Genomic DNA, 20,090 nt, shown 5'->3' with positions numbered 1-20,090 from the left:
ATCTCTCGGGAAACTTGGAGCTCCGTCCAGCTAACTCGGTTTCAGAATCTAGATACCTAGGTATCTTTGTATCTAGTCATCGTCTTCCAAGGAGACCAGCTCTCATGCGCACTATCCCTATCCCTGTCGACACCACCAAGCTCGTGATCACTTGCGTGAAGTCGCCCAAGCCGCGGCTCCTCAACAAGGACACGGGCGAGATCAAGACCGACAAGAACGGCAACACCGTGTACGAGGTGACCGTGTCGGTCGAGGATGAGTTCGGCCGGATCGAGCTCGTCCGGATCGGCACCTCCGGCGAACCTCCCATCACCGCCGGCCAGCAGGTCAACCCGACCGGCCTGGTCGGCTACGTATGGGAGATGGCCGGGCGGTGGGGCATCTCCTACCGCGCCGCGGCGCTCCTGCCCGCCGACACGGGGGAGCCCCTCCGTGTCTGACGCGCACCTCCTGCTGCTCGGAGTCCTGGCCGCCACGGCGGCCGGGCTCTGGGCCTGGCGCCGCTGGCACTACCGGTCGTACTGGCTGGTCGTCGCCTTCCCGCTCACCGCGCTCAGCGTGTGGGCCACCTGGCGCAAGGTCGCTCTCGGCTGTGGGCTGACGAAGAAGCGGCAGCGCTTCTGGTTCACCACCGTGCCGGGGCTGGTCTCCTCGACCGGCGTCGTACGGGTCAGGCGCAGGTTCCAGCGGGTAGCCGTGGACACCAGGCCGTTCATGTGGCTGCCCATGCCGACCCGGTACGGGTGGCGGGTCACCCTGCACACCCTCGAAGGCCAGATTCCGGGCGACTTCGCCGACGCCGCTGAACGCCTCGCGCACTCCTGGGGTGTGCACGCCGTCCGCGTCTCCTCGCCGCGCCCCGGGCGCGTCGTCCTGTGCGCCACGGTGCGGGATCCGCTCGTCCGGGTCGATACCGTGCCCACCTCGGCCGAGTTGCTCAAGGTCACCGTGGGCAGACTGGAGACCGGTGGGCCGTGGGTGATCGACTTCAGGACCGTCCCGCACTACCTCAACGCCGGTGCCACGCAGTCCGGCAAGTCCAACCTCGCGAACGTCCTGGTGCAGGGCCTCGCGCCGCAGCCGGTCGCCCTCGTCGGCTTCGACCTCAAGGGCGGGGTGGAGCTCACGCCGTACGAGCCGCGGCTCTCGGCGCTGGCCACCACCCGCACGGAATCCGTCGCCCTCCTCGATGACCTGGTCGGCCTCATGACCAGCCGCATGGCCGTGTGCCGCGAGGCTGGCACCCGCAACATCTGGCAACTGCCGGACGAGCAGCGTCCCACGCCCGTCGTGGTCCTGGTGGACGAGCTGGCGGAGCTGTACCTGATGGCCGACAAGAGTGAAAAGGACGAAATTGCCAAGACCTCCACCGCGCTCCTGCGGGTCGCGCAGCTCGGGCGGGCGTTCGGGATCTACCTGTTCTGCTCCGGTCAGCGCATCGGCTCCGACCTCGGCCCCGGCGTGACCGCGCTGCGCGCCCAGTGCTCCGGCCGGATCTGCCATCGCGTCAACGATCCCGAGACCGCCACCATGACCCTCGGTGACCTCGACCCTGCCGCCCTCGCCTCGGCGCGGGCCATCCCCGCCGAGACACCCGGCGTCGCGATCGTCGCCTCGCAGGACGGTCAGTGGTACCGCGCCCGCTCCTTCTATGTCAGCGAGCAGGCAGCAGAACACGCGGCCACCGCGTACGCCGATTTGGCCCCGTCCTGGGAGGACCTCATCTCCGGCCACGCCGTGCGGATGAGCGACGCCGATCTCGCCGACTTCCTCGACTCCATCCCGGACCCGCGGAAGGCGTGAGACCGATGCGATGCCTGGTCCGCTGGCTCATCGACACCGGCCCCGTCCTGGTCCTGGCCCTGATCGCCGGAGCGGGCTCCTTCACCCACATCCGCGACACCGCCCGCGAACACGGCCAATCCGGCTGGATGGCCTGGGCCGTGGCCGTCTGCATCGATCTGACCTGCGTCATGGCCGCCCGCGAACGCCAGCGCGACAAGAAGACCGGCCGCTCTCGGCGCGGCCCGATCTCGTGGCCCGTCCTCGTCCTGAGCGGAGGAATCGTCCTGTCCCTCGCCGCCAACCTGCAGCAAGCCGACCCGACCGTATGGGGCTGGATCACCGCCGCGACGCCACCGGCCGCCTTCCTCGTCGCCGTCTCCATGCTCGAACGCCGGGCGTCGAGCGCGGTGGCTGCACCGCCAGCCGACGCCGCTGAGACGGAGTCGCCTGAACCTCGTCCCGCCGTCCCCGCGGCCGACCGTCCTGCTCTCGACACCGGCCAGGACGAACGGCCCGGACCGTCCCCGGCACTCGTCGACTTCGCGCGCCGGGTCGCCGACGAGCACCACACCAAGCACGGCAAGCCGATCACCCGGGACGTACTGCGCGCCCGCCTGGGCGTGTCCGACCAACTCGCCGCCGACCTGCTCCACACCATCTGAAAGGCCAATCGTCATGCAGTACGAGCGAGACGCTCTCATCGCCGGTCTCATCGCCCTGGCCGGCCTCCTCAAGGCCAACCCGAAGCTGCCCATACCGGTCGCGCCGGTCGTCGCCCACGCCTTCCCCGACAGGGGCCCCGACGACGAGATGCGCGCCGAGGTCGACAAGGTCGCCGACCTGCTCGGTACCGAGATCGACCCCGCCCACACGCCTTACGGCCACTACCAGACGGCCATCGAGTTCGGGCCCGTCCGCTACGAGTTCACCGCGATTCTCGCTGCCGCTCGCGCTCACCACGACGCCGTTAACAGCTACCGCGATTCCGTCCAGATCGACAACGCGTAAGGAGACAGCACCATGCGCATCCGCCTCGAAGGCAGCCGCGCCGAACTCGCCCTCGGCATGATCCACCTCCGCCAGCTCTTCACCGTCACCTCCATGTCGCGCGCCTACCCCGCCCGGCACCGGGCGCGGCACTACCGGCTCTACCTGACCATCAGCCCGCGCAAGGACCAGTGACGCATGACTCCAGAGCGGGGCTGCTGCTGCACCTGCAACGGCACCGGCCTCTATGACGACCAGACCTGCCGTGACTGCCACGGCACCGGCATCGACAACCACGGCGCCTAGCCGACGAACCCCTCACCTGGCCACACAACCGCCAAGTTCCGCGCCAGGTGAGGGGCCATCCCCATCCAGATCGCATCCGGACAGGACGGATCCCATCTTGCACCACCCACACGCCATAGCTGGGATGATCTCCCGGCTTCACGACCCCGAATACAACCGCTGGGCCTGCCAGATCAAGCGCACCGGCGGCTGCCGTCAACCCATCCACCTGCGCGGCAAGGTCGAGCACTACGACCGGGCCACCGGCCGGCTGCTCCACCGCTACAGCACCCGACACGAGCCGAACGGCGTCCTGCGCGTGGCCTGCAAGACCCGCCGCGCCTCGCGGTGCCCGGCCTGCGCCGAGGTCTACCGCGCCGACACGTACCAGCTCATCCGGGCCGGCCTCGTCGGCGGCAAGGGTGTGCCGGAGACGGTCAGCACGCACCCGTGCCTGTTCGTCACCCTGACCGCGCCGTCGTTCGGGACGGTCCACGCGCGGCGGGAGAAGAACGGCAAGGTCCTGCCCTGCCATGCACGCCGCGACGCCGAGGTCTGTCCGCACGGGCGGACGATGTCCTGCGCGAAGCGGCACCGCGCCGACGATCCCTGCCTTGGTGAGCCGCTCTGCCCGGACTGCTACGACTATGACGGCTCGGTGCTGTTCAACGCGATCAGTCCCGAGCTGTGGCGGCGTTTCACGCTCGCTCTGCGCCGCAGGTTCGCGCGGCTCAACGGGCTGACCGTCAGGGCGCTGCGCGAGCACGTCGGCATCGCGTTCGCCAAGGTCGCCGAATACCAGCGTCGCGGCGTCGTCCACTTCCACGCCGTCATCCGGCTCGACGGTCCGGACGGACCGGACTCACCGCCGCCGCCGTGGGCGATGGCCGACGCGCTCGAAGAGTCCGTCCGCCATGCGGCGGACGTGGTCACGGCGGAGGTCAAGCCAGTGGGCCGGACCTTCCGCTGGGGTGCGCAGCTCGACGTCCGCAGCATCACCCTGGACGGTGATCTCACTGAGCAGGCCGTAGCCGCCTACATCGCCAAGTACGCGACCAAGGCGGCCGAATGCGTCGGCACCCTGGACCGCCGCGTCCAACCTCTCGACGACCTGGAGGCCCTTCCCGTACGTGATCACGCGCGGCGTCTGATCGCCGCCTGCATGCGGCTGGGCAGCGAACCCGGGCTGGCCGATCTCCGGCTCACCCACTGGGCTCACATGCTCGGCTTCCGCGGCCACTTCTCCACCAAGAGCCGCCGCTACTCCACCACCCTGGGCGCGCTGCGGGCCGCCCGCGAGGAGCACCGGCGTACCGAGGAGATCACCACTGGGCGCCTGCCGCTCTTCGACGAGGACACCGTCCTGGTCGTCGCGCATTGGCAGTACGCCGGACAAGGGCTGTCCCTGGGCGAACAGCTCCTCGCGGCGGCGCTGTCCGGCGTTCCTCTACCGAGCGCTGGTGGTCGTCGATGACCAGATCCGACCAGCTGATGACCGTCCCGGAGGTCTGCGCCGAACTCGGCGGAGTCTCCCGCCGCACCTTCTACCGCTGGCGGGAGCTGGGCCGAGCGCCTGTGTGCGTCCAGCTTCCCAATCACGAACTCCGCGTCTGGCGGAGCGACCTCATGACCTGGCTCGACGCGCGGCGGGAGGGCAAGTGAAGACCACGTACGACGTGAAGCTCGGCCAGGTGCAGCAGCGTGCCAACGCTTTCATCGCGCGTTGGCGGGTGGCCGGCAAGGGGAGGTCCAAGAGCTTTCGCACCAAAGGGCTGGCCAACGCCTTCCTTTCGGACCTGCGGCAGGCGGCGAAGGCGGGGGAGGAGTTCGACGTCGCGACCGGGCTGCCGGTGTCGATGGTGGCGGCTGAACCGGAAGGGCCGTCGTTCCTGGAGTTCGGGCAGGCGTACGTCTTGCGTCGCTGGAACTCCTCGGCGGCCCGGACCCGCGAGACGGACGCGTACGCGCTCCTCACGCTGATCCCCGCCCTGGTCGAGGACGCTCCTCGCCGTCCCGCCGCCGAGGCGCTGCGCGAGGTGCTGCGCATTCACGCTCTCTTGCCGGAGGGCAGGCGCGCCGCGCTGAACCCGTCGCAAGCCGCGGCGTTGTGCTGGCTGGAAGGGGCGTCGGTGCCCCTGACGGCGCTGGGGGAGGCCGACGTGCTGCGTACGGCGCTCGATGCCATCTCGGTGACGTTCGCCGGCACCCCGGCTGGGGCGAACACCGTGCGGCGTAAGCGTGCCGTTCTCCATCACCTTCTGGAGCACGCGGTGGAGCAGAAGGTGTTCAACACCAACCCGCTGGACGGCATCAAGTGGTCGGTGCCGAAGGCGGTGACGTCCGTCGATCCTCGGACAGTCGTCAATCCCACTCAGGCCCGGCTGCTCCTGGACGCCGTGCCCAAGGTCGGCCGCAAGCGAGGCCCGAGGCTCAAGGCGCTGTTCGCCTGCATGTACTACGCGGCGCTCCGGCCTGAGGAGGCGGCCGATCTGCGGGTGCGGAACTGCACGCTGCCCGAGGAGGGATGGGGGCTGATCGTGCTGGAGAAGGCCCGTCCGCAGGGCACGAAGCGGTGGACGAACTCCGGCGAGACCCACGAGTCGCGCAGCCTCAAGCACCGCGCCGAAAGGGAGACGCGAGAAATCCCGATCCCGCCCGTCCTGGTCGAGCTGCTTCGGGAGCACATCGCGACGTACGGCACCGCCGAAGACGGGCGCATCTTCCGTACGAGCACCGGCGGGACCTACTCCAGCTCGGCGCACTCCTACGTCTGGCAGGAAGCGCGGAAGCTGGCTTTCACCCCGGAACAGGTCGCCTCGTCACTCGCCGCCCGTCCGTACGACTTGCGCCATGCGGCCGTCTCGCTCTGGCTCAACGCGGGCGTCCCGGCCGTCGAGGTCGCCAAGCGTGCCGGGCACAGCGTCGATGTCCTCCTGCGGGTCTATGCCAAGTGCATGGACGGGCAGCAGGACCAGATCAACGGCAAGATCAACGACGCTCTGGGCAGCTGATCCCGTTCTCATCAGGTTCGGCCCCGGCGTGGCCGGGGCCTTGACCTTCGACACCCGAGTCATTCCCGCTGGGGCCCGTCACGTTGCGCCACCCTGGCATGCACGGGCCGCGAGAGGAGGACCATGAACAGCGATCAGAACCCCTCCGAAGAGCCGCGCCGAGTGGGGCGCCCGCCGTACGGTCTGCCGATGCGCGACCGCCGCCGATCCACCGCCGCGTCCGACTCGCTCGGCTGGAGACGGTACGCGACCCCGGTCCCGCCCGCTCCTCGTGGCCGGCGTCTTCGGCTGCCGCGGTTCGCGATCGTCGCCGGGCTGCTCGGGAGCATCAGCGTGGGCGTCTGGTCGATCTCGTGGCACGCCAACAGCTCCACGCCTCGTACGACGGTCGTCGCGATGCCGACACCCCCTGCTGAGGTGGTCGTCCCTCCTCCTTCGCCCTCTCCAACCTCCTCGCCTTCCAGCCTGGCGACTCGAACGCCGCCACCCTCAGCGAAGCCCAAGCCGCGCCTCAAGGCGTCGAAGAACGACAGGAAGCGTCGGCGACGAGCAGTACCGGTTGTGCCGCGTCCGGTTCCGCCTCCCGTGAACAGCCATGTCGAACGGGGAAACCCGGAACCTCGGCCCAAGCGCGCGGAGGAACGTAGGAACGTTCACCATGAGCCGCGGAAGGTCTCGCCGTACGCCGGTAGGTGCGATGAGCTGTTCCCGCCGTCCCGTCCTGAGCACCGGATCCGCAACCAGGCGTGCCGTGCTCTACTCGGCTGAAGTCGGCTTGCGGCTGCTTCGCGTTTCCGAAGAGTAGGTCAGGCTGGTATCGCTGACGCGATACTGTCACGCTCCGTGCTGTCTATCTAATGTTCTACATATGGTAGGCGCTCCTAAAATGACCTTGCAGACGATGCTGGTGCTGCAAGTGCTGCTGTCTGATCCGACTGAGCGCCGTTACGGACTCGAACTGTGCGAAAAGACTAACCAGCTTCCCGGTACGGTTTACCTGATCCTGGCTCGGTTGGAGCATAAATACCGTTGGATTGAGCGTCATGTGGAATCTCCTGCGGAGCATCTAGCCGAAGGCCGCCGTGCTCGCCACTACTACCTGCTGACCGACGAGGGCGCTGTCAAAGCGCGCGCTGCCGTTGAACGAGCTAAGTGGAAGCGAGCGGCTGTGAAACTCCGGACGGCGACGTCATGAGCCTCCCAGCGGCGCCGCTGTCGGTCGAGCAGAGCGCCAGGTTCACAACTGCGGAACGAGAGAAGATCCAGCGTGCCTACCAGCTCGCCGCGCACCACCATGCGGGCCAAGTGCGCAAGAGCGGCGATCCGTACATCACTCATCCGGTCGCTGTTGCGGAAATAGCCACCGAGGTAGGGTTGGACTGCGATTTTGTCTGTGCCGCATTACTTCATGACGTGCTTGCTGACACGGAATGCACATCTGAGGCGTTATCTGCTGAGTTTGGTTACGAGGTTGCCGGGTTAGTCCAAGGCATGATCGACCTAGACCGTCAAGGCGACCAAGCCGTCCTTAACGCCGCTGACGATCGTGTCCTCGCCCTAAAGGTACTCGATCGACTGCACAACATGCGTACCCTCCGATCTTTGACGCATGACAGGCAACAGCTCAAGAGCCGACAGACGCTGGATGTCATCGCGCCGGCCGCAAGGCATCTCGGCCTGGAGACCATTGCCGACGAACTCGAAACGCTCGCACGCCTTTACCTGCCGAGCGGAACCGGCATCGCAGGTCGTGCGCTCGCTGTAGGGTCGCTCGTTCTCCCGATGGCCTTGAGGACAAGTTACCTCGACGAATGGTTGGGTGAGCTGGATGTCGTGCGAGGCCGTCAGGCTCGTGCTCGCTTCGTGCTCGGCCTGCTCTGTGGGATGCCGAAGCTCGCCCTGTTCCTGCGCCGCTCACCAGATCGAATCGCAACGCCCTGGTTGCTGATGATTGCCCGCTGGATCCTGCGCTCCAACCTGCGCACGTGGACTCCTTTGGTCCTCCTGGTGAACTGGGTGGTTCTGGAGATCGCGCAGAACAGCCTCGGTGAAGCCGTCGTGGCCTTGATAACTTTGCCTCCCGTTCTTCACACCGCTGTCAAGTACGCCCGAGCGAAAGTAGGACTTGCCGCATCGAACGAGTGACATCGGTGGGAAGGCGCGGCAGTTTCTACTTTGGGACTGGTAGTGCTCGCGTCAGAGAACCGAGGTCCGGTTTGGCATAGAAGACTTCGTCTGAACGGTGGTTGCGGCCCAGGTGAGGCCCAGCTTCACGCCTTCCGCGAGGGTCCGTCCCTCGGCGAGTTGCCAGAGGAAGCCGGCGGCGAAGGCGTCGCCGGCTCCCGTGACGTCCACCGCCTCCGTGGGGATGGCCGGGTAGTGGGTGCGCTCGCCTGATGAGTGGACGGTGACGCCCTCGGGCCCCTCGGTCACGATCGCGGTCGCGTCCTCGGGGATGGCGGAGAAGTCGTTGCGGGATCCGATCAGGTAACGCATGGCTGGGGTTGTGCCCGGGGGGACGCTGGTGACTAGTGCTCCTGCGGCTGCCATCGTCTGGGCCGGGACGGTGAAGGGGGCGTGCCAGGCGGCGAAGTAGACGATGTCTCCGGGGGCGACCTCATCGGTGGGGATGGTGATGGTGTGCAACAGGTCGGGGTGGATGCCAATGATCGTTCGTTCACCGTCGGGTTCGATGAGCAGGACCACTGAGGACGTGTGCCCTGGCAGGACCTGGACATGGTCGACATTGACCCCGGCCGCCGTCAGGGCCGTCGTCATGTTGCGGCCGGCGGCGTCGTCTCCGATGTAACCCACCATGTGGACTCGGCCCCCGGCCTGGCTCAGTGCGACGGCGACGTTGGCGCCTGTGCCGCCGGGGCGTTCGACGCTCTCGCTGGCCTGGACGAAATGGCCGCTGGGTGGGATGTGATCGACGTACAGGGCCAGGTCCCAGGCGATGGGGCCGATGATCCAGAAGTCAGCCATATGCGGCCTGCCGCATGGCACGTAGTCCTTCGGCGAGGGTCTCCAGCTCTGGTGGGAGCGCGACTTGCGGTGTCCAGGGGATGTCCGCCGTGTCCTGGCGGCAGTTCAGGATGCCTCCGACGATTGCAGCCACGGTGTCAGTGTCCCCACCGAGGCTGACCGCATACCGCATAGCTTCTACCGGTTCGTCGTGAAGGTGCAGTACGTGGAGGATCGCGCCCAAGGTGTCCATGACGTCCAGTGACACCCCGCCTGGGCTGAGCACCCATCCGGTGGGGATGGGGATCGCGAAGTGATCCAGCTCTTCGCAGGCTACGGCGATGAGGTCCTCGGCGGGGCAGCCCTCCAGCGCCCACGATCCCATGGCCGCCACTGCGCAGGCGGTGGCGATGGCGCGCGGGTCGGCGTGGGTGGTCTTCGTCATGCGTATGGCCAGCTCGCGGCGGCGGTCGGCCTTCGTTGCGGGCATGGCCCAGCCGATGGGGAGCACACGCATCATGGCGCCGTTGGTTGCCCCGCCCTCGGCTGTCGCTGCTCCGGTGGTGGTGAAGCGTTCCACCGCTCTGCGCGTGGTGGGTCCGGCGCCGCGCATCGTTGGCAGTGCCGCGGCCAGGGCTTCCAGGAAGGCCACCTCTGAGCCGCCGGTGTTGATGAGGTTCCGGGCGAGCAGAATGAGTTGCTCGGTGTCGTCGGAGGTGCTGCCGAGTGGCCAGTCTCCTCGGGCGGCGATCGTCTCGGTGAGGTGGATGTCCTGCGGTGGTTTGCCTTCCCAGGGGACGCCGAAGGCGTCTCCGCAGCAGAAGCCGGTAAGGCCGTTGAGGATGCGCTGCGCGGGCGGGACCATCTGGTCCGGGAAGAGCTGGGTGAGGACGCCGAAGCCGCCCCATGCGATGGCGCGGCGGCCGCGGTCGGCGTACTGGACGCGTTTCCGGCCCTTTGGGGCGAGGCGAGCCAGGGAGAGGCAAGCGGAGGCCACGTCATAGGGGGTGCCGTGGTGCTCGAACTCCTGCAGCGCCTGTACGGTCAGCTCCCATGCGGCCGTCTCGTCACCTTCGGCGCGGCGGACGTCGGCTTCGCTGTGGGTGACCTTCGCGGCGAGGAGGCCGTCGCCGAGGTCGCGGGCCATGCGGCCGGCTTCGGCGAGGGTTTGTGCGGCTTCCCGCATCTGGCCGAGGCCGCATCGCGCCTTGCCGAGGCCGTGTAGGGATTGGGCGATGCCGCGGGCGTCCTCTGATGCCTTGCGGATGGCGAGGGCTTCGGTCTGGCTGTCGAGGGCGGTCTGCCAGGTGCCGGTGGCTTCGGCGACGAGCGCCGCGTCCTGGAGCAGGCCGGCGTACAGGGCCTGGTCGCGCTGATGGACGGGGCGAGTGGCGACGTCCCAAAGGGCCTGAGTGATCAGCGTGTCCGCTCGTTCCACGTTGCCGGAGAAGTACTCGATCTCGCCGAGGAGCTTTTGCCACGGCGCCTGGTCGGTGGAGGTGCTCATGCCTTCGGTGGCGTTCCTGCGGCCGTCCGCGAAGCGTCCTCGGTACAGCTCGATCTCGGCCAGCCGGAACAGGAAGCCCTCCCGGGCGTCCTCGCCTGTGAGCGCCAGGGCTGCGTGTGCCAGGTGTTCGGCGTGGTCGAAGTCGCCGCGGCAGAAGGCGACCTCTGCGCGTACCAGGACGGCGTGCGCTGAACTGAAGGGAAGACCGTCGATCAGGGCTTCGGCCTGGGCCCAGTTGCCGAGGCCGAGATGGGCGCGGGCCACCCGGTATAGGCAGCGTCCTTTGTCCTCGTCGCGATCTATGCGCAGGTCACTGAGGAGGTTCGCCAGGGCGCGGCAGCGGTCGAAGCGGCCGGTGGCGAGGCTGCGGTCCATGAGTGCGACCCAGGCTGCCACTCCTTCGCTGGAGTCGAGTTGGCTTAGGTGGTAGGCGGCTTCCAACTCGGCGGTGAACTCCTGGCGTTCCCCGTAGTGCCTGGCCAGGACTTCGTGGGCCTTGCGCACCTCGTCCGGGCGGACGCGTTGCAGTGAGCGTCGCAGGATGGAGTGCATGGTGTACGCGCCGGTGCCGCTGGCCGTACCGCCTCGGATCGGTGAGATGAAGGAGTAGGCCGTCAGCTTGGCGAAGGCGCTGCGGTCGGACGGGAAGTCGAGCGCTTGGCCGAGGTGGTGGAAGGTGTCGGCGGTGAAGGATCGGCAGGCGCTTACGGCGAGGATGCCGTACTCGGCTTCGGCGGGTGTCCACTGGAGGAGGCGGCGGGCGAGGTCGCGTTCCTTGTCGATCAGTGTTGCGAAGTCACCGGGGTTGAGGCGGGGGCCGGCGGCCAGGGCCACGTCTGCGCACAGCCCGAGGAAGTAAGGGTGTACCTCGTTCGGTGCGGTGGAGGCGTAGGTGACGAGGGCCGTGCGCATGGCGGGGTCGGTGATGCCGGCGAGGGTGAGGTACTGCGTCGCGTCCGCGGTGGTGAGGTGGCCGACCAGGCGGTGATCGATGTACTGCTCTGGGATGGGGAAGACGGGTGCATTTGGCCAGGGCGGGCGGGTGCGGCCTGCCACGATGGCGACGAGGCCGGCGCTCAGGTCGAGGTGGCCGAGCAGGCAGCGTAGCCACTCGTCGCGCATCAGCTTGTCGGCATGGATGAGGCTGTCCGCGTCGCCGATCGCCTCGCCGAAGAATGCCTCGTGGGTGTCGAAGAGCAGGACGATTTTGGGATGGTCGGCGGTGGCGTCGTTGAGGTCTTGGGCGAACAACCGTGGCAGCTCGTCCAAGAGGTCTGGTTCAGGGACCAGGGTCAGGATGTGGTCGGCGTCCTCGTGGGAGAGGCGGCGTCGCATGCGGCGGCGGGTGAAGGTCTCGTCCATGCGTGAGTTGAGCAGCTGCAGGAGCTGGTGGCCGACGCGGAGGATCGGCAGCGACAGTACGGCGTCGGCGATGTCGAGCGCGATGTCCACCTCGCTGCGGGGGAACAGCTCGGGGATGCGGTGGGCGATGTCGAAGCCCAGCTTGTGCATGTACGTGATGGCGGCGAAGTCGAAGCGCGGGGTGGCGATGCGGTGCTGGGCCAGTTGGCGCTTGAGCATGAACAGCGCCGAGAACGCCTCCTGCGGCCGGTTCTCGCCGGCTGGCCGGGCGCCGAAGTCGATCCTGCCCACCGGCACCTGTTGGCCGTGCTCGGCGAGGCGGTCGAGCAGTTCGGTGTCGGGGGCGTCACTGATGTTCGCCCAGCGGTCCGTGTACAGGCAGGCGCGTTTCTCCAGGTGGCGGAGGAGCAGCGACTTGCCGTTGCCGCCGAGGCCGTACAGGTAGAGGATCCGCTCCGGGGATGGGTCGTCGTTGATGAGGGTGACGACGTGGCGGGTCAGCTCGAAGCGGTTGGCGAACAGGTCGAGCGAGCGGTCGTGCGCGACTATTGAACGGGCTGCGCCGTCGTGAAAGATCGGCATGGTCAGCCCTGTACGTATGTGGGTAGCAATGTGTGTCCCGTCCCGGGTAGACGAGCGTTTCGAAAGCGTTGTACGGCAAAACCTAGATGAGAGGACGGCTGTCCTCGATCGGTTTTACACCGGACGCCGGGTCGCTTCCACCTCGTTAGGTTGCCCGGGGGGTGCAATTGTGGAGTTCCCCGTAGCGTTTGCGGGCAATAGTGAGCAACTGTGTCAAGTCGCTCACAGGATCGCGCCCATCACTAACTTCGGAGAGGTCAACGCTGATCCACGGTCGCTCGTCGCCGCATTGAAACAACATCATCGTGTAGTACGGCCTGGTGCGCGGCAGTCGCGCAGTATAGGCGATGAGTCCGGTGCCGAGATCTTTGGGTAGGCCAGCCAGTTGGCGCTTGCCGAAATTCTCGCGTGCGGTGTCCAGGACGTTGTCGCCATCCCTTATCGACCACACGAGTGAGAGCCGGTCGTAGTCGTTGCGAAGCGCGCACTGCCCATGAGTCGTAGGCACGCCACTCTTGCGCTCCTCAATCGCTGCACTAAGGCCAGTTATTTCGCGAACTGCCTGCTGGGGGAGGAAGTCACACCAGTAGGGCGGGGAGTCGACGACAGGGCTGACCGAAGCCGTGGCCTCTGGGCGGGGCGATGTTGTTGGATCGGCACCGGTGCAACCAGCGGTCAGTAGGAGAAACAGCGTCAGGCCGGCGACGGCGCTGCGGGATTGTCGGGCAACTAGAGACGGCATGTCAGTATCCGGTGATGTTGAGGTTGTCGTGCGTTTTGTCGCGGGCTGTGTGCACGGTGTTCGCCAGCTCGTTCGAGGTGCTTTCAATGGTGGAATGCCGGCGGGCCCATTCCATGAAGTCGTCGAAGGTCTTGGGATTCGCAATGATCTCTTGTATGGGTTTGAGCTTCGGCGGTTGATCGTCGGTAACGTAACTGGAGCCCTTGGCATCCTTCATTGCCTCGTCCGACCACTCACCTGTGGCGATCTTGGCGCTGATGACGGCGCTCTGCATCAGCCAGTCGACCATCTCATTCTGGTCCGAGGCTGTGCTCAATGCCTCACCTGAGGTGACACTGGTCTGGATCATATGATTGGCGATGTACGACGAGAGTCGATCGAACGTGAATTCGGCGCCTTTTCCGCCGGCCAGCCCGCCGAGTTCGCCGGCGACTTTGGTGCCAAGTGCACCGATGGGCGAGGTGAACAGAGCGAACGCGGAGTTCAGCGTATCTTTCACATCCTTCTTCGCTTGCTCTTCGTTCCAAGCGTTGGCAAGCAAGGCCAGCCTGCGTGCCTCCACTAGATGGCCGAAGACTTTGGCTTCGGGGATGAGCTGTTCCTTGATCCCCTTTTCGTTGCTCGTCGGGTAGTGGGCGTTGACCCGATCGACCACACGAGCCGCCTCAGCGGCCTGGAGTTCGACCGCAGCGTCTCTGTCGCTGCTTACCAGCACCAGCAGTCGATCCAAATCAGCCTTGTCCAATCCGTCGAACCCTTTGGACTTGGTGATGTAGGTGCCGTACACCTGGTCGATGTGCGCGGCCAGGGCGCTGCCCATAGGCCCTCTGAGGAAGCTCAACTGGTCGTACAGCTTGCGGTCGGCGATGGAGAGCCGATTGTCGTCACCCGGCTGGAACACCTTGTCGGCATGCACCTTGAGAGTGTTCAACGCCTCTGTCGTCAAGGTCAGAGAAACCGGGTCCTTGCCGGTTGTTGCTTTGCGCAGTGCCTCGGCGAACGGGTCGGTGTTGCCGTGGAACTGGAACGCGGCGAGGCGGTCCGTCAGCATGTACGACAACACGGACTGCTTCCACCCGGCCGGCGTGTGATTCAGCAGAGCCTGAGCGGACTTGGCGTTGCTCGACGCCGCGTGGAACAGATCATCGATGACTGCAGAGCCGACCCGGTGCGGCGACTGATTGACGGGCTGCTTCGCGGGGCCGATCGATGCTGTTGCGGGGATCATCCACTCGGTGACACCGAGCACGGTGGCCAGGTCTGCCATGGGTACTTGCTGGCTGCCCAAGGCACTGCCGATGGCGTCCTTGGAGGCTGCCCAACGGTCCTGGAACTTCTCCTTCTCGAAGACGATGGCGTCTCGTCCAACGACCTGCATGAACTTCTCCGAGAACGGAGGCTTCCCCTCGCTCGCCCGCCAGATCAGTGCCTGAGACTGGTAGCCGAAGTAGGAGATGCCGTTCACCTTGAATTCGCTGCGTCCGTGCTTCACCAGATCATCGAGGAAGGCATCGCCCATGTACGCGGGATCGTTTGGGTTGGTGCCCTTGGACAGAGCCTCTGCGAGTAATCGCATCGCTCCTTGGGCTTGCCTCGCCGTGGCGCCGGCACTTCCTGCTGCGGCGTCGGCACGCAGTTGAGCGGCGATCGCGGCTGGCAGCTCCGTGACCCCCTTGGCTCCGAGCTGGCGGAGGAAGGTCTTCGCGAATGAGGGATCCCGAGTCTTCGCTGCGTACGCCTGCAGTTGCTTCAACGCATTCTTGTCTCCGGCAGCCGCAGCCTTGGCCGCCTTGGCCGCGAGAGTTCCATCGAGCAGTCCTTGGGCCTCGGCAAGCGAGTCCGGCACCGTAATGATGGATCCCGTCGCGATGGACGCTCCGAAGGCGATCTTGTGACGCTCCATCTCGCGGACGATCCGCTGGCGTTTACGAAGGTCTTCGGCTTCCTGACCGACCTGTGCCGCGAGCTTCCTGATCCGCTCTGCCGGAGTGGTGTCGAGACCTGCGCCGGTGAGTTCTTGATACAAACGGGCAGCCAGCTCTTCCATCTGAGTGGCAGCTGCCGTGTGGCGGGCGACGAGCGTGTCGAACTCCGGCAGTTTGACTCCGCTGTAGCTCATTTCGCCCTCGCCGCCTCGTCCCTGGCCATGGCGACCGCCTGAGCGAGCATCATGTGCAGCTCGCGCTGGCAGTTGTGCACCGACTGGCCGAAGCGGTCACCCGTTGGCCCCACCCATGCGTCAGCTTCCATGAGCTGGCAGGAGGCATGCAAAGCCCACCAGTTGTCGTCGGACAGCTTCTGGATGCGTTGCACCGCTGCCTGGATGAGCTCGCGATCAGGACCGGGCATGCCGCTCTCCTCGTGCAACTGTCAAGGGCCCCAACTGACGATAACCCGGCGCGAGTCAATTGCCCCTGTAACCAACTTTCTTGTGATTTCTCCCGATGCGTTTGACCCAGGGCTCGAATGCCGTACGTACAAGTAGAAATGGCGGCTGCGCCTGCCGTCGCAGGCAGGTGTGTGTTCGCCATGTCATCCGTCACGACTGTCGAACCGCAGTCAGCGGATGGTCCGGTCTCGACAGGGCAGGCGTAGCAGCCAAATAGGGACGTCCGCTGGCAGCAGTCGGAGAAACAACCAGGTGATGCGCCTCCTCGATCGCAGGATCTGCTTCACGAACTCCTCGGCCCAGCGCAGCGCCCAAGATCTAGGTAATCTTCGGGGCGTATCGGTGATGCGGCCCGACGGGCTTCCGCCTCGGTAGCGGACACGCCCCCATACCGCACGAGTCTTTCGTGCTGCCTGGGGGTAGGTCCGTGGCCGTTTTCCGGCATTCGGCGGAAAGCCTGGTCCAGTTGGTGTCTGAGTCCGTGCCTGAGCGCGTCCTCAGCGATGTGATCGCTGAGAACCTGCGGGCCAGCCAGGGCATCAATCCGGGTAAGGGAGAGCGCAGGTCATGGGACAGGAGCATCCCGATCCTGGCCCGGGACCTGGTCGAGGCTGGGCTGGGCGGCGTCGAGATGCTCATCGAGTACCAGCTGCCGTTAACCAGCAAGCGAGCAGATGTCATCCTGGCCGGCCGCGACAGACGCACGGGAGCCGACTCCTACCTGATCGTCGAACTCAAGCAATGGAGCCATGCCGAGCTGTACGAGGACGATGCCGAACTCGTCCTGGTGCCGGGCATGGCTGAGCGGCCCAAGCTCCATCCGGTTGTGCAGGTTCGCGGCTACTGCGAATACCTGGCGGACTTCGTCGGAGCGCTGGACCAGCACCGGAACGCGGTACGCGGGGTGGCCTACCTGCACAACGCCAATGACCTGGACATCCACGATCTCTACGACCACGTCGAGGATGAGCGCACCCGACTCTTCAGCAAGACGCGCCGCGGTCAGTTCGTTGACTATCTGAAGGCGCAGTTCGCACCCGAGCCTGGAAGAGGCGCGGCCGATCGCCTGCTCTCCAGCTCTATCCGGCCGTCCAAGCAACTGCTCAAGGCTGCTGCCGGCGAGATCAAGAATCGTGATCAGTTCGTCCTGCTGGCCGAGCAGCGTCTAGCCTTCGAGATGGTCATGCACGCGGTGGAGAAGGCTCGTGCGAGCAACTCCAAGCAGGTCGTCATCATCACCGGAGGCCCTGGCTCCGGCAAGAGCGTCATCGCGCTGTCCCTGCTCGGCGAGGTCTCCGAGCGCGGATACACGGTCCTGCACGCCACTGGTTCGCGCTCCTTCACCGAGACCATGAGGAAAGTTGTCGCCAAGGGGTCGAGCCGGCTGAAGGCCATGTTCAAGTACTTCAACAACTTCATGACCGCCACGCCCAACGATCTGGACGTTCTCATCTGCGACGAGGCACACCGCATTCGGGAGACCTCAGAGAACAGGTTCACCAAAGCTGCTCAGCGAACGGGCCGGCCGCAGGTGGATGAACTGATCAGCGCTGCAAGGGTGCCCGTCTTCCTGCTCGACGAGCATCAGGTCGTACGGCCGGGCGAGATGGGACGTGTCGCCGACATCACCGCCTACGCTCACTCGCTCGGCCTCGACGTGCACCAGGTCGATCTGGACGCGCAATTCCGCTGCGGCGGGAGCCGCAAGTACGAGGAGTGGGTACTGCGCCTGCTGGGCTTGGACGGCGAGGCTCCAGAGGTGTGGAAGGGAGACGACCACTTCGCCGTCTCCCTCACCGAATCCCCGTACGAGCTGGAGGCTCTGCTGCGGGCGCGGCTTGAGGCGGGTTACTCGGCACGGATCACGGCAGGATTCTGCTGGCCCTGGAGCAGCCCCAACGACGATGACAGCCTCGTCGCCGACGTCCGGATCGGCGACTGGGCCAGGCCATGGAACGTCAAGGGCGACAGGGCCGTGGGGAACGCGCCGGCCAGCGCCTTGTGGGCCTCGGCAACGGGCGGTTTCGAGCAGGTGGGGTGCGTCTACACAGCGCAGGGCTTCGAGTACGACTGGAACGGCGTGATCTTCGGCCCAGATCTCGTCTACCGTGACGGCAAGCTGGTCACCGTACGCAGCGCCAGCAAGGACCCGGCCCTGATGCGTAAGGGCGTGAGTGATGAGCAGGCGGACCAGTTGATTCGCAACACCTACAAGGTGCTGCTGACCCGCGGCATGATGGGCACCGCCGTGTACTCGGTCGATCCGGACACGCAAGAGTTTCTGTCGAAACTGCTGGAGACGGGTATGTGAGCAGCAACTCGTCCGCGCTCAGCTGGCCTGAATAGAAGCATTCGACGTGACCGAGCTCCTGTCTTCCCGCCTGTCGCAAGATCCCCGCATCAAGATCCTCAGAACGAGGCCTTACGGCAGGCTCAGGTGCGCCCCCTGCAGGCGACGTCGACGAGGGGAAGGCCTGCGGATGGGCACCGGGTGACCGACTCTCTATACGCCTACGTCAGTAGCCGGACCGGCAGAACCCTGCGGCAGGGTGAGTGTCTGACCCGCTTGGACCGCCTCTCTGACGCTCTTTGCGAGAACCCCACTCACCGCTAGCGACTGCTGGCTCAGGTATCGCATGCCCTCGACGTCGTCGGTCTGTGCCAGCAGGGCTCGGTACTGATCGTTGTCCCCCAGCAACGCCTGAGCACGGAGCGCGGCGTCCGCCTCTTGGACCCGTCTGGCGTACTCTTCGACGATGCCGACTCGATGCAGCGTCGCTTCGAACGAGCGGACCAACGCCGCCTCCTGCGGAGCCAGGACCGCCTTGAGTTCGGGGGTGAGCACAACACCACGACGGGCCTCTGATTGGCGCTGTATCAACAAAGTTTGCCTGAGCAAGAGTCGGGCGATTTCCCAGGTTTCGCGAGGAAGGATGACGTCATTGCCTACGCCGTCCAATAATCCCAAGCGCTTGACGTCTGAAGCGTGAACTATTGAGGCAGCCTTACGGACACGCTCCAGGACCTGTCTGAACTTGGGCAGCAGATCGCTCACGACAACGAATCGGTCATTCAGAGGTCCGTACCGAGGATCGGGGACACCTTGAGCGCGGAACTCGGGGATGAATCCGTCGATGATGAGCAGTCGTTCCTCTTCCGTCAGGGATGGGTCCAACACGATGTCGTTGATGCGCAGAACGCGGTCGCGGGCTGCCGCCAGTCTGCGCGCCGCTATGGCGCGCTGGATCGCCGCGCGACGTCGTGCTCGCACGATGAAGACCCCAGTGATGGCAGCGACGGTCAGCAAGAGCGTTTCGAGCGCGGCGGAGGGGCTGATATATCGAGCGATGTTGGTCAGTAAGGCCAGGTAAAGGATCATGCCCAGGAGCACGAGAAGTCTCCGCCCCCAACTCGGACGTCCCCTGTTCATGACTTCCCCATCCTGGGAGGAAAGCGCTCATCCTCAGCTTCGGAGACGAAGAATAGTGCGTGCTATCTCCCTGCACCAGACATGCGGCGAACGCTCAACGACGGTGTCGAAGGGACGGTGCCGGTCAACCGCGCCACGAATCACCGCCGCCGGCAGGAGGCTGGTCATGGGCACGGCTTCCGGCCCACCTTGGACGAGTTTCGGCTCCGCAAGTCGACCCTGGCTGATCCTGGTCCCAGCTCGAAGCGCTTGCGGCGCCTGCTGCAGAGAGCGGTTCGATTGATGATCGAACCGCCCGTGGCCATGGCATCCTCTGTAGGGCTGGCGGACCAGAACGGGGGCGCTGTCCCTAACCTGCAGCGTCAAGATCATCCCCCATATATCCCCAGAACTCTGTCCTATGGCTGCAGATGGCTGCTCTCGGCTGCCTTGGAGGGTCCTGGGAAGCAAAAGACCTGCGGCTGAGAAACCGCAGGTCGGAGGGCGAAAAGCCTGGTTGAGATGAGTGCCCCCGGCAGGATTCGAACCTGCGGCACCCGCTTTAGGAGAGCGGTGCTCTATCCCCTGAGCTACGGAGGCGGACTCTCGTAAGCCTAGCGAAAGACTGGCACTGCGTGCGACGTCAGGGGGCGATCAGTTCGGTGGCGTTGGTTATGGGTGCTCTGAGCTGCGGTAAAGGCATGACAAGTGATCAGAATCGGGGTGTTCGGGGGTGGATAGCTTCTGCCTGTGACTCGTAGGCGTGGTGCTCAGGTCCGTAGAACGCAGGCTCGGCGGCGGCCTGTGGTGTTGTTCGGTGCGTTGCTGGCGCCGGCGATTCTTGCGGGTGGGTTGTTGGCGGGGGAGGTGCAGGGGCTGGAGGTGGAGGTGCCGTGGGTTGCGCCGCCTGCCCGGAAGGTCAGTGCTGCTGTGGTTTGGGAGCCGCGGCTGGTGCCGGCTCCTGAGGTGCCGGAGCGGAGGTATGAGGGGGTTGTGCGGGTTCGGGTGCGGGAGGAGGTGAGTGCGCCGGTTGTATCGGAGCCTCGGGTGCCGGAGCGGTCTGTTGA

16 protein-coding genes and 1 tRNA gene are annotated in these 20,090 nt (G+C 65.9%); 11 read left to right on the top strand and 6 right to left on the bottom strand.

Annotated features, from left to right (window positions below; genetic code table 11):
• Positions 1 to 104: 104 nt before the first annotated feature.
• From ACFFR3_RS34865 to ACFFR3_RS34820, 10 genes are all read left to right on the top strand, one after another.
• Positions 105 to 440, top strand: a complete 336-nt coding sequence (locus tag ACFFR3_RS34865) for an SCO3933 family regulatory protein (RefSeq protein ID WP_345390588.1) — start codon at positions 105 to 107, stop codon at positions 438 to 440.
• A complete protein-coding gene (locus ACFFR3_RS34860; RefSeq protein ID WP_345390585.1) occupies positions 433 to 1,803 on the top strand; it encodes an FtsK/SpoIIIE domain-containing protein in 1,371 nt (456 codons plus the stop codon). The genes ACFFR3_RS34865 and ACFFR3_RS34860 overlap by 8 nt, the downstream gene beginning before the upstream one ends.
• A gap of 5 nt (positions 1,804 to 1,808) precedes the next feature.
• Complete coding sequence (locus tag ACFFR3_RS34855; RefSeq protein ID WP_345390582.1) at positions 1,809 to 2,447, top strand: DUF2637 domain-containing protein; 639 nt, start codon at positions 1,809 to 1,811, stop codon at positions 2,445 to 2,447.
• 13 nt (positions 2,448 to 2,460) lie between these two features.
• Positions 2,461 to 2,793, top strand: coding sequence for a hypothetical protein (locus ACFFR3_RS34850; RefSeq protein WP_345390579.1), 333 nt, complete (start codon positions 2,461 to 2,463; stop codon positions 2,791 to 2,793).
• A 12-nt stretch (positions 2,794 to 2,805) separates the two neighbouring features.
• Positions 2,806 to 2,967: a hypothetical protein gene (locus tag ACFFR3_RS34845; protein WP_345390576.1), complete on the top strand. Its 162-nt coding sequence runs from the start codon at positions 2,806 to 2,808 to the stop codon at positions 2,965 to 2,967.
• Positions 2,968 to 3,202: 235 nt separating this feature from the next.
• A complete protein-coding gene (locus tag ACFFR3_RS34840) occupies positions 3,203 to 4,531 on the top strand; it encodes a replication initiator (protein WP_345390573.1) in 1,329 nt (442 codons plus the stop codon).
• Entirely contained in the window at positions 4,528 to 4,719 is a 192-nt protein-coding gene (locus tag ACFFR3_RS34835; RefSeq protein ID WP_345390569.1) for a helix-turn-helix transcriptional regulator, read from the top strand. The genes ACFFR3_RS34840 and ACFFR3_RS34835 overlap by 4 nt, the downstream gene beginning before the upstream one ends.
• Positions 4,716 to 6,068 carry a tyrosine-type recombinase/integrase gene (locus tag ACFFR3_RS34830; protein ID WP_379484518.1) on the top strand — a complete coding sequence of 451 codons (1,353 nt, stop codon included), beginning with the start codon at positions 4,716 to 4,718 and terminating at the stop codon, positions 6,066 to 6,068. The genes ACFFR3_RS34835 and ACFFR3_RS34830 overlap by 4 nt, the downstream gene beginning before the upstream one ends.
• Before the next feature lie 886 nt (positions 6,069 to 6,954).
• Complete coding sequence (locus ACFFR3_RS34825; protein ID WP_379484517.1) at positions 6,955 to 7,263, top strand: PadR family transcriptional regulator; 309 nt, start codon at positions 6,955 to 6,957, stop codon at positions 7,261 to 7,263.
• Positions 7,260 to 8,213 (top strand): HD domain-containing protein, encoded by a 954-nt coding sequence (locus tag ACFFR3_RS34820; protein WP_379484516.1) that lies wholly within the window; start codon positions 7,260 to 7,262, stop codon positions 8,211 to 8,213. Before ACFFR3_RS34825 ends, ACFFR3_RS34820 begins: the two co-directional genes overlap by 4 nt.
• Before the next feature lie 51 nt (positions 8,214 to 8,264).
• Here the strand turns inward: ACFFR3_RS34820 and ACFFR3_RS34815 are convergent, their stop codons facing one another.
• The 4 genes from ACFFR3_RS34815 to ACFFR3_RS34800 all read right to left on the bottom strand — a co-directional run bounded on the left by ACFFR3_RS34815 (position 8,265) and on the right by ACFFR3_RS34800 (position 15,574).
• Positions 8,265 to 9,074: a carbohydrate kinase family protein gene (locus ACFFR3_RS34815; protein ID WP_379484515.1), complete on the bottom strand. Its 810-nt coding sequence runs from the start codon at positions 9,072 to 9,074 to the stop codon at positions 8,265 to 8,267.
• Positions 9,046 to 12,483, bottom strand: coding sequence for an ADP-ribosylglycohydrolase family protein (locus ACFFR3_RS34810; protein WP_379484514.1), 3,438 nt, complete (start codon positions 12,481 to 12,483; stop codon positions 9,046 to 9,048). The genes ACFFR3_RS34815 and ACFFR3_RS34810 overlap by 29 nt, the downstream gene beginning before the upstream one ends.
• 743 nt (positions 12,484 to 13,226) lie before the next feature.
• Complete coding sequence (locus ACFFR3_RS34805) at positions 13,227 to 15,344, bottom strand: hypothetical protein (protein ID WP_379484513.1); 2,118 nt, start codon at positions 15,342 to 15,344, stop codon at positions 13,227 to 13,229.
• Positions 15,341 to 15,574: a hypothetical protein gene (locus ACFFR3_RS34800; protein ID WP_345390524.1), complete on the bottom strand. Its 234-nt coding sequence runs from the start codon at positions 15,572 to 15,574 to the stop codon at positions 15,341 to 15,343. Before ACFFR3_RS34800 ends, ACFFR3_RS34805 begins: the two co-directional genes overlap by 4 nt.
• Before the next feature lie 467 nt (positions 15,575 to 16,041).
• Here ACFFR3_RS34800 and ACFFR3_RS34795 point away from each other — a divergent pair, with 467 nt between their 5' ends.
• A complete protein-coding gene (locus ACFFR3_RS34795; protein ID WP_379484512.1) occupies positions 16,042 to 17,925 on the top strand; it encodes a DNA/RNA helicase domain-containing protein in 1,884 nt (627 codons plus the stop codon).
• A 192-nt stretch (positions 17,926 to 18,117) separates the two neighbouring features.
• Here ACFFR3_RS34795 and ACFFR3_RS34790 read toward each other — a convergent pair whose 3' ends face one another.
• Both ACFFR3_RS34790 and ACFFR3_RS34785 read right to left on the bottom strand, forming a co-directional pair.
• Positions 18,118 to 18,993, bottom strand: a complete 876-nt coding sequence (locus ACFFR3_RS34790; RefSeq protein WP_379484511.1) for a hypothetical protein — start codon at positions 18,991 to 18,993, stop codon at positions 18,118 to 18,120.
• Positions 18,994 to 19,550: 557 nt separating this feature from the next.
• A tRNA-Arg gene (locus ACFFR3_RS34785) sits at positions 19,551 to 19,623 on the bottom strand.
• Positions 19,624 to 20,090: the final 467 nt, after the last annotated feature.

The organism is Nonomuraea salmonea, from assembly GCF_042428605.1.
GTDB lineage: Bacteria > Actinomycetota > Actinomycetes > Streptosporangiales > Streptosporangiaceae > Nonomuraea > Nonomuraea salmonea.
The sequence above is the reverse complement of the archived record's forward strand: the minus strand, read 5'-3'. Positions and strand labels throughout refer to the sequence as shown.